We start from the raw sequence: 9928 nt of genomic DNA, 5'->3' as shown, positions 1-9928 counted from the left end.
GTTTGGGCCTGCTGCCGCTTAAAAAAACGCTTGCTTAGCCCACTACGCGGCGCGCTTTTCGCCTTGCATCCGCCCAAAACCCCACGAAACGCGATCCGGAAATAAAATGTCAACAGAGCCTGGCATGATCCTTAAAGGTTGTGCCAACCACGAAGTCGTAAGCCATTGTATTCAGCCCTCTCTTCTCCAATTCTTACTGCTCAATCCGGCATTCTGGGGAGGGGCTGCGGAGCTGGCTCGGTGTTGGGGCGCGGCCCCAGCCACTGGCGGAAGTAATGGCGCCAGTAACTGACGGGCGGCTCGGAGTTCTGGCCGGCCTTGGCCAACTCAGTCCAGGGCAGCCAGGGCTGCTGGTGGTGGACCAGATCCCACTGGCCGTTGAGCAAAATCCAGCCCATCGGTCGGCTGACCCGCATATTCCAGGCCCCGGACATCACATCGCGCCGGCTGAAGGCATGCGTCACATACTGGCGGGTCGCCCAGTTGAAGCCGAAACAGGCGTACATCAGCAATACGGACTGCCATTGCAGATCCAGCCACGCAAACATGGCCCACCAGAACACTGCCGTGGCGACCACTTCGATGCGCACCCGGCGAATCTGCGGCGCGCCAAAGTCATCAAACAGCACCGCCGTGGTGCGGGCCCGCCGGAACGGTCCGCTACGCAGCAGCGCGGGGGCCACGGCCAGCAGGATCGAGCCCAGTGGCACCAGCGGATAGTACAGGCCGCTGATCAAGCCATACCATTGGCCGTACTTCAGCCAGAGCCGGTCATGGGGATAGTAATAATCGAACATCTCGTGGTCGGTGCGATTGCAGCAGTGATGTACGGCATGGCCAAAGCGCAGCAGGGTGAAGGACATCGGAAACAGCATGCCGGCAAAGCTGCCCAGCAGGTCGTTGAGCCAGCGCTGTCCATGCAGCACGCGATGCGCCGCTTCGTGCATCAAGGCATAGTTGGTCAGCAGCACAAATGCCATCAACAACCCGCACAGCAGGGTTCCGCCCAGCGGCAGATGACTACCCAGCCAGAGCAGACCCAGTGTCAGCACTGCAACGGCCGAGATCAGCAGCAGATTGAGCCGCTCGGCAATGACGGGTGGCTGCCGGCGGCGTGAAAAACTCCCTGGGCGCCCCGAATTCACGGTTTCCATGACGACCCCTCCAGGCCCGTGCGTCCCAGCAAGGCCAGCAAGCGATACAAAAGCGCCGCCACAGCCGGGTTGCGGAAGAAATGATCGGTTGCCCATACCGGCACAATCAGCCCCGGCGCCAGCGATTCGTGAAAGCACACCATGCCGTCGTTAGGGCCATAGGCGGTCAGCAGCTGATAGCGGCTGATCAGGCTGGTTTTCTGCAGATGGGCGGGCAAGGTCAGCCCCACCACGTTGATGACCTGCCAGTGCGGGGGCGTCTGCACGGCCTGGCTGAAATGGTCGGGATGCAGCTCGCGGATGGCGTCCGCGTCCATGCCGGTCAATGCCAGCAACAGGCGGGTAATGGTGCGCTGGCGGGCGCTGCCCAGCATCTGGCGTGCCAGCGAAGTTCCGTTGACGGTACTGCAGACATTCAGCCATCCCCTTACCTTGTGCGGCGACCAGTCGGCGCCGTGCCGTTCCAGCGCCCAGCGCAGGGCGACTCCGCCCTGGCTCATGGTCAGCAGCCAGGTATTGTCGGGCGCTTCATCACGCAGCCAGTCGGCCAGCAGCCGGGCATTGGTCGAGGCGGAACCCCGGCTCTGGTTGGGCACGACCAGCGCCTGCCAGCCACAACGCCGGGCAATGCTGATCGGCAGCGCGCCATCGCCGCCGACTTCCGGGTGCTCGGCATGCAGCATGGCGGGAACAACCGCCAGGGTCGGCTGGCCGGCAGGCTGCTGCGCCGTGGCGGGCAAGGCCTGCAATCGCTGCCAGAATCCGGCATGCGGCTGCGCCGCCAGAATGGCTTGGTACAACATCATCGTGGCCAGCTCAACGCCGTGCCGCTGGCTGAATTCACGCAGCGCCGCCGCATCAGGCAGCTGACCAGCCAGTGCCGCCACATGCGCCTGGGCCTGCTCGGCCAGCCAGACTTCATCGTGCGGCGCCGCGATGTAAAGACGGGGAGATTTGAAATACGCCATCGCTACCCCTCAAGCCCCCGCCACCTGCTGCAGCACATGGTACTGGTCCGGTGCGAGCGTGCGCTGCTCGGTCTTGCCCTGGCCACACCAGTCGATTTTCAGCGTCACCGGCTGGTTATGCCCGCCCAGACCAAACAGCAGGCGGTGTTCGTTCTGCGACGAAAAGCCATTGGCGGCCACCTGTTCCCGCCATTGCCGGTCATCCCCCTGACTCAGCCAGACCCGTGTACCAAGGGCATCGCGGTTGCAGGATTTGCCGTTGCCACGCAGATCCAGCCCCAGCCAGTGCTTGGCCGTGCTGTCGTTGCGAAACAGGCTGACCGGGGCAAACTGGTGGGTCACCAGCACGTCCAGATCGCCATCATTATCAAAGTCTGCAAGCGCAATGGCGCGGCTATTGCCTTTATCGGCCCAGCCAACCTGCGGCGCGACATCGACAAAATAGCGGCCCTGGTTCAGATACAGCCGCCGCGCTTCCGCCGGAAAGATACAGCGGCCGCGCAGATCGGCCCAGCGGTCAGCATGGCCATGCACATCAGGATGCGTCAGGGCAATTTTTTCGTTCCAGTACCAGTAATCGACACAGGCAGTCGGCTTGGGTTCATAGGCGTTATCAACCATGCCATTGGTTTGCAGGATGTCGATGCGGCCATCACGATCGAGATCGCCGGTGGCGGCACCCCAGCCGAAACCCCGCTCATTCAGGGCATTGCGCTGGCTGGCCTGATCTTCAAACTGGGCGGGCGTGCCGACATCCTGCCCCCGGTTCATCCACAGCAGGCTGCCCTCTGCCTGCAGCCGCTCATGCACATTCGACACGTAGACATCCAGCCAGCCGTTGTTGTCGAAATCCACCACCGAAGCGTTCATGCCTTTGTAGGTGTCGTGCCCGACCGTGCCCACCAGCGCCCCGCGTATCGGCTGCCAATGGCCGTCCCGACGGTTGAGCAGCAGCTGATCCGGCCCGAAATCGTTGGCCAGATAGAGATCGGGCCAGCCATCGTTGTTGAAATCGCCCGTGCCGATGGCCAGGGTCCAGCGCTTGTCGGCCACCCCGAGCGCGGCAGCGTCGAGCTTTTGCAGGCGACCATCACGGTTGTGCAAGAAGCTGATACCGCCACCGTTATTGGCGTCGTGCCAGGTGCGATGCATGAAATTGAACATGCGCCGGTCGCCGGGGTATTCGGGCTGTGGCAGCTTGAATGGCGTCAGCGGCGTTGGCTTGGCGTAACCCGGCAACCATGGGCTGAACGGGCTGCCGGTGACGATATCAAGCCGGCCATCACGGTCCCAGTCGATGGCGTTGGCGGCCAGCGTTACCCCGTATTCGTCCAGCCCCCACTGGGTAGTGCCGTCCTTGAAGCCAAGCTGGCCGCTTTCGGTCAGCTGATTAAGCAGCAGGCGCAATTTGCCGTAGCCGGTGAGGAGCAATAGATCCTGATCGCCATCGTTGTCGAGATCCAGCCACAAGGCGCCGGATGGCAGGCCGTACTGCGCCGGGTGGCGCACGTGGTCGTCCAGCAGGGGCAAGGCCACCCGCTCGAAGCGGAAATCCCCTTTGTTCAGATAAAGCGCCGCCCGGTCTTCCGCCTGTTTCAGCGGATATGTCAGGAAAACATCGGGCAGACCATCGTTATTCACATCGGCCACGGCAACCGCATCGCCCACTGACAGCACCCACTTCGCCAGTGGTGCGATGCGCGGATCAAGCTGCTGCAGGACATCGCTCTTGCGGCCGATCAAACCGGTGTGGGCAACCGGCTGGACCACCAGCTTGAAATCGGCCTGCACCGCATCGTGTCCGCCAAGCCCGCCCCAGGCCAGCGAGGTAATCACCGCCGTGCCCCCGCCCAGAATCAACGGTCGTGGCCACCAGCCCCGCAGGCGGCCCAGCCACTTGCCGCGTTCCCGCCATAGTGCCTGGCCATGCAGCCACAGGCCCCGCGCGGTAAACCAGTAGAACCCGGCCCAGAACAGCGTGGACAGACTGAGCTTGAGATGCAGCAGCAGGTCGATCAGCACGATGCTGCCGGCCATCAGCAGCTGGCCACGCCGGCTCGATGGCGAGGTGGCCGGGTCGGTGATCATGAAAAAGCTGAACAGATAAAAAGCCGGCGACGTCAGCGCCCCCAGAAACAGGGTTTCCGGAGGCACATGATGCCGGGTGATATAGGCGCGGATTGCCAGCTCCAGCATATAAAAGCCGATGAACCCGCCAATCAGCCAGCTACGACCGATGCGAAAGACAAACAGCGCCAGCGCCGCTGTGACCACATAGGCCACCATCGCCATCGAGCCGCCCCACTGATAGGCGGGCGAGGCCGAGATCATGCCCTGACCGAGGTAGAGGGCGGCCGTGATACCAAATAAGGTAGGGTTATAAAGATGCCGGCCATTGAACGTAAACAGATATTTCGAGGCGACCGTAAAGAAGATCGGTATGAGGGGCAGCCAGCTGCCATGCGCATAATTGACGAGGATGGACAAGCCCATGCCGCTAATCGCCGCCGACAGCGGAAACAATGGCGGATCATTCGGGCGCAACAACTTATGCAGCAGCAGATCCAGCCCGACGGTGGCCGCGACCGTCATCACCACATAGCCAACACTGCGGTTGAAACCCAGCACCGTCAGCCCGAGCACGACATAGCTGGTGAGGATGCCAAAAAAAGGCCAGCGCGGATCGGTTTTAGGCGGAATCGTCAGCTTGGTCATGGCAGAGTCGCTTTTCTGATTGGGTCTGGCCGCCGCCCCTGGTGTTTCATATCGTTCCCATATCGACATAGGGCACACGACCATCGAGCGCCGCAAAGGCGTCGGCGCCGTCCGCGTAATGAACCGCAAACAAGCGCCCGGCAGCCTTGATCTGGCGAAAGTCTGCCAATACGACAGCCAGCGGATCTCGCTCATGCAGGCCGGCTATCGCGTAATGCCAGGGCCCCTGTCGTAGCGACTGATAGACCTGCTCGAACAGGGCGCGCAGCAGATCGGGGTCATCATCGGCCGCCGCCAGGGCCGAGAAATACAGATACGGCACTCTGGCGCCAACTGCCGGCAGCGGCTTGAGCGGGCTGACCGTGGCCAGCAGATTCCAGAACGGACGCAGCAGCGCCAGGCCGGGGGAATAGGCTTCGATATGGGTTTGGCGTACCGCGTGCTGATCCCAGGCGGCGAGGGTCGCCACCAGATCGTCGCCGCGCTCGGCCAGCCAGAAATCCCCCAGGCGCAAGCGGCCGGCGCCAGGTGCCATCAGACGTTCAACGTCCCATACCGGCGCGAACTGACGGCTGGCATGGCGTTGTTGCAGAAAGGCCGTCAGCCGGCCCAGATCGGCCTCGCCGGCACGTCGGCAACGCAATGCCGGCAACCGCCGGCGACGGCGCGGCAGATCCAGATGCAACGCCGGTGTCAGCATCCGGCCCAGATCGCTGTAGGTCGGCAAGCCGGCCCGCGACCCGGTCAGCGCCGACAGCGCCGCCTCGTTGCCATCAAGAATCATCGTGTAATACAGGGGAAGCGGGTCGGCCTCGTGCAGTTGCTGCAGCAGTCGATAGCCACGCGCCAGCAAGGTACCGCGCCGCACCTCGGGCGCGCCGCGCAGATCAGACAGATAGCCGACGCGCACTTGCTGGCCATTGAGCCACACCCTGCCCAGCGACCGGCAGCCCATGCCAACCAGCCGGCCATCCGTAGTATCGACACATTTGATGACCTGCGCCCGCTCGCCTTGCAAGGCACAGCCGGCAAAATAGGATGGCTCGCGCCGAAAACTCACTGACAGCGTGCCCCGCATCCAGTCTGCCGCCATGCGCTCCCTGAGCGCGGCATCATCAGCCAGATCAGCCAAGGCAAACGCATAGCGGCTCATGCTGCCGCCTCTGCCAGTATCTGCTGCATCGCTGCGCCTGCCAGCGCCGGGGGTTTCAGATCGCCCAACCGTTTACCCGCCGCCAGACTGGCCTGCTGCAGAAGCTGCAAAGGCTGTCGCAACAACCAGGGCTGCACCGACCCGAGCTGGCCGAGCTGACGGGCATATTGGTACTGCGGATTGGCGCCCAGCGCGGCATCGACGGCCTCGGCCCAGCGTGCAGCCTGCTCGCCCCGTTCGACCGGCAGGGCCAGCCGGTAGCAACGGGCCGTGGCATCGGCCAGCAGCATGGCAAATCCTTCACAGCATTGCCCCAGCACGGCCTCGACCTGTGATTCACAAAGCTTTTCCCCGCACAGATCACTGACTCCCCCTGCGCGGCCGACAAAATCCAGCAGCGGTGTCGTGCCGGCAAAGCCCGCCACCCGCACCTGATCACCCATGCGGTAGCGGTAAAGGCCGCCAGCGGTGCTCATCACCACTTCGTAGCAGGCACCGGGCGCAAGTTCGTGGGCCAGCCAGCTCTGGCCGGCCTGATCGAGAAATTCGTAAAACCCGCTATCAAGCGCCAGCACAGGTGCCGTAAAGCCGGACAAGGGCAGCGTCACCACGCCTTCAGTTGCCAGCAGGCCCTTGCCCTGCAACGGCATCCCTGGCCAGCGCTGTTTCAGCTCGGCGGCATAGCTCGCCGAGCCGGCGCGATCCCAGCTGCTGACCAGCGCCAGCTGCGGCCAGAGCGCGGCCGGACCTGCAGCCATCAAGCCGGGTAGTGCCGCGCGCCGGGCGGGCGTGATCGCCGGCAAGGGCAATGCGGGCGGCCAGTCGTCATACAGGCGCAGGATGGCGTCCGCCTCAGTCTGCAGGCTATCGAGCAGCGTCAGCAGCAGCGTGGGGCTCCAGACCGAGATCAGGCTCAGATCTGCCCGAGCCAGCAGATAGGCCAGCGTCACTCGCCGCCACAGGCCAAGATCGTCGAGGGCAGCCACCGGTGGTGGCACAGCCAGCAGCGCCGGCAGATGCTGGGCAAACCCGGCGCCGAAATAGGCCGCATCCCCTCCTGGCAGCCCGAGCGGTAACCGGGTTTCCAGCAAGGTTTGCGGACGCCCGGCAGGCGTGATCGACCACCACATCGGTCCGGCACCAATGCCCGGCCAATGGCTGAGCCAGTCATCAAACCAAGGCAGCAACGCTGCCTGAAACGCGGCAAGCAGGCCCGGTGTCTGCGGTATCGGCTTGCGCCCGCTACGGGTTCCCCCGGTCAGTTCAAACGCAACGACCGGCTCGCCGGTCAGCACCCCCTGCTCGCCGTTTGCGATCCGGCTTACCCACGGCGCCACCATCGGCCAATCCTGCAAGGGCACGTTGCGCCGATATTCCTCGGCGTCGCGAATGGTGGCGAAACCGTGCAAACGGCCAAATTCACTATCCGCATTCGCGGCCAGCAAGGCTTGCAGCTGACTGTGCTGACGCGCCGCGCAATCGTTCAGGCCCGCAACAAAGCGCTCGCGCCGGCCCGACAGTAATTGCGCCAACTCAGCCCAGGCCATGCCGCAGCCCTCGCGCAAAGGCCCTGGCAACGGCGCCACGCAGATTGTCCGGACAGAGCCGGGTCAGGCAGAGCAGCTCGTGCCCCTGCCGGTAGCCGGGGTTCCGTTGCAGAAAGTAGGCGACTTCCGGGCGGTTCAGCAGATCGGGCCGGATGTCGGCCAGCGTGTGATTGAGCTGGCCTTGTGATTGTGGAAACGCCACCACACCCCGCTCCGGGCTGTAGTCATCGCCAAAACGATATCGGCCCAGCGCGTGCATCAGCTGCGCCTGGGCATCCGGTATCGGCTGTGTGGGGTGGGGATAGTATTCGCGGGCAAACAGGGGCAGATACCGATAGGTGCGGTAGCCTTTGGAGATCAGCAGCCACCAGAGTTCTTCATCGGCATAGCGTGCTGCCAGCGCCCCGGTCAGCTCGGAAAATCCGGTCGTCAGTGCCTGGCTGCCCCAAAAGACGGGGTCTATTACCGTATCGCCCGAGAACACGACGCGCAGCCGGCGTCCGCCGTAGGTAAAACCAAAGTGTGCCAGTGTCGAGAATCCGGCCAGGCGCTCCGCTTCGCGCAGCTCAATCACCCAGTCTTTGGCAAGCAGATCTTTGGCAAACAGGGCCGGCGAGGTGGCGTCGTAGCAGGCTGCATACAGGGCGTAGTACTCATCAATCGTTGCAGGACCGAGATCCTGCACCAGCCGGCGATTGACCTGGAGGGTAGTCATGGCGCTGTCTTCCGGTTTGGGTGGCGCAACCACACAGACAAAAAGCGATATTGATAAGCCCAGCACAACAGGACGGAAACCCAAGTGGCCCGCAGAACGTCCTGATAGCGCTCATCGTCTGGTACAAAGTACAGAGGATTCGCCCCCTGTGTCTGGAAATGCGTCTGCATATAGTGCGCAAAGCCGATTTCCGGCACGAACAGCAAGCCCAGCGCCAGCAGGTGCCGACGCTGCAAGGCCAGCTCGCCATCCGCCGGGCGCAACACGCAGGCACCGCCGATCAGCAATGTCATCGAGCCGGTGTTATGCAGGATGCCGTACAAAGGGCGCCAGCTATGGGTGACGTACATCATCCACAGCTCGACCACAGCCCGCGCCAGCATCCATAACATGAAGCACGCCAGCAGACGCCGGAATGGAGCCTGGCTGCGTGCATCCGCCCACAGTAACGGCGGTTGTACCACCCAGCACCACAAGGCCGAAAACAACCAAAGCAACTTGGGCAGCGCGATTTCTCCACCGGTATAGCCGGCCCGGTTCTGCATCCAGGCGAAGCCCCCAGCCGCCAGCGCCAGCAGAACAAGTGCCACGGCAGTGGCGCGCTGCGCTGGAAACCGGTTGGCAGGCACGGTGTGGATCGAGTCAAAGGTAAATGACAACTTGCTTTTCCTCTCCGGCTGGCGGTGTCGGCCGCCCCTCCCGCAAGGCTGCTCGCCAGCGCCAGATTGCGGGGCCGAGCAGATCGGCTTCCGTGGTCAGGGCCGGCTGGCGTGGGCGGCCGGTTTGGGCCACCTGCGCCAGCATGGTGATGTCCTGCTGCAGAATATGCCGTGCCAGCGGCTGAAAAAACAAGCGCACCAGCGGGCCAAGACGTGCAAAACGGAAGCTGATGACGGTTGTCACCGCCGTTTCATCGGCATCTAGCGGCGTGCAGTGCGAAGTAATCAGGTAACTCAGGCCATTCGGAAAGTGGTATTCAACCTGGCTGGTAGCAGGGGCAATGAAACGGTCGATATGCCGCATCTCGCCCTTGGCCGGGGCCAACAGGGTCCATACAGCGCTTTGCTTGCGGGGCTCTTCGAAATATTCGGCCTCAGCACCATCGGCCAGACTGCGTACCACACAGCGCACAGGCTGCGCCGTCGGCGCCCGGAACCAGTAGCGATGCACAAACGTTGCATGCGGGCAGTCGAGAAAATTTTCGAGGCAGGCTTCCACGCTGGCCTGAAACGTCGAGTGCATGACAAAGCTGGTCCAGCCAGCCTCGCCGTAATGACGGAACCAGGGCGGCGCTCCTGCGCTGCTCAGCTCGGGCGTCGCCCAGACAAAGCCTTGTTGCTCCAGCACCCGCATTGACGTAACCCGGCAGGCCGGTGGCGTCTGCGGCCCCAGCGCGGGCACACAGGCCAGCTCGCCATCACCCCGATACCGCCAGCCGTGATACGGACACTCGATCTGGCCACCCACCACCTTGCCGGCAGACAACGGAGCAAACCGATGTGCGCAACGGTCCTCCACCATCCGCGCCTGTCCCTGCTCATCCCGAAACGCTACCCAACGCTCGCCCTCGACTCGAAACGGCAGAGGCTGATTGGCAGAAAGTTGGCGACTGGGGCAAACGAGGTACCAGGTTGTAGGCATGGGTGGTCTGGTTCAGAGTGGGCGACGCGCCCAAG

8 protein-coding genes are annotated in these 9928 nt (G+C 63.3%); all 8 read right to left on the bottom strand.

What is annotated here, in order from left to right:
• Nucleotides 1-200 precede the first annotated feature (200 nt).
• The 8 genes from PZA18_RS17325 to PZA18_RS17290 are packed head-to-tail and all read right to left on the bottom strand — an operon-like array spanning nt 201 to nt 9893.
• Entirely contained in the window at nt 201-1154 is a 954-nt protein-coding gene (locus tag PZA18_RS17325) for a fatty acid desaturase (protein ID WP_284102133.1), read from the bottom strand.
• Entirely contained in the window at nt 1142-2122 is a 981-nt protein-coding gene (locus PZA18_RS17320; protein WP_284102132.1) for a hypothetical protein, read from the bottom strand. Before PZA18_RS17320 ends, PZA18_RS17325 begins: the two co-directional genes overlap by 13 nt.
• A gap of 9 nt (nt 2123-2131) precedes the next feature.
• A complete protein-coding gene (locus tag PZA18_RS17315) occupies nt 2132-4837 on the bottom strand; it encodes an FG-GAP-like repeat-containing protein (RefSeq protein WP_284102131.1) in 2706 nt (901 codons plus the stop codon).
• A 46-nt stretch (nt 4838-4883) separates the two neighbouring features.
• Complete coding sequence (locus tag PZA18_RS17310; protein WP_284102130.1) at nt 4884-5990, bottom strand: hypothetical protein; 1107 nt, start codon at nt 5988-5990, stop codon at nt 4884-4886.
• Nucleotides 5987-7576 (bottom strand): GH3 family domain-containing protein, encoded by a 1590-nt coding sequence (locus PZA18_RS17305; protein WP_284102129.1) that lies wholly within the window; start codon nt 7574-7576, stop codon nt 5987-5989. The genes PZA18_RS17310 and PZA18_RS17305 overlap by 4 nt, the downstream gene beginning before the upstream one ends.
• The gene (locus tag PZA18_RS17300) at nt 7524-8252 is read right to left on the bottom strand and encodes a hypothetical protein (RefSeq protein ID WP_284102128.1); all 729 of its coding nucleotides are present in this window, start codon (nt 8250-8252) and stop codon (nt 7524-7526) included. Before PZA18_RS17300 ends, PZA18_RS17305 begins: the two co-directional genes overlap by 53 nt.
• A complete protein-coding gene (locus PZA18_RS17295) occupies nt 8249-8911 on the bottom strand; it encodes a hypothetical protein (RefSeq protein ID WP_284102127.1) in 663 nt (220 codons plus the stop codon). Before PZA18_RS17295 ends, PZA18_RS17300 begins: the two co-directional genes overlap by 4 nt.
• Complete coding sequence (locus PZA18_RS17290) at nt 8895-9893, bottom strand: aromatic ring-hydroxylating oxygenase subunit alpha (RefSeq protein WP_284102126.1); 999 nt, start codon at nt 9891-9893, stop codon at nt 8895-8897. Before PZA18_RS17290 ends, PZA18_RS17295 begins: the two co-directional genes overlap by 17 nt.
• Nucleotides 9894-9928: the final 35 nt, after the last annotated feature.

Origin of the sequence: Parachitinimonas caeni (assembly GCF_030129945.1) — a bacterium.
Lineage (GTDB): Bacteria > Pseudomonadota > Gammaproteobacteria > Burkholderiales > Chitinimonadaceae > Parachitinimonas > Parachitinimonas caeni.
Note: the sequence above shows the minus strand (reverse complement) of the source record. Positions and strands in the feature narration are given on the sequence as shown.

Excerpts from the sequence above, each read along its gene's own strand:
- PZA18_RS17320 (WP_284102132.1), bottom strand. The coding sequence starts at position 2,122 with ATGGCGTATTTCAAATCTCCCCGTCTTTACATCGCGGCGCCGCACGAT.
- PZA18_RS17310 (WP_284102130.1), bottom strand. The coding sequence starts at position 5,990 with ATGAGCCGCTATGCGTTTGCCTTGGCTGATCTGGCTGATGATGCCGCG.
- PZA18_RS17315 (WP_284102131.1), bottom strand. The coding sequence starts at position 4,837 with ATGACCAAGCTGACGATTCCGCCTAAAACCGATCCGCGCTGGCCTTTT.
- PZA18_RS17290 (WP_284102126.1), bottom strand. The coding sequence starts at position 9,893 with ATGCCTACAACCTGGTACCTCGTTTGCCCCAGTCGCCAACTTTCTGCC.
- PZA18_RS17325 (WP_284102133.1), bottom strand. The coding sequence starts at position 1,154 with ATGGAAACCGTGAATTCGGGGCGCCCAGGGAGTTTTTCACGCCGCCGG.
- PZA18_RS17300 (WP_284102128.1), bottom strand. The coding sequence starts at position 8,252 with ATGACTACCCTCCAGGTCAATCGCCGGCTGGTGCAGGATCTCGGTCCT.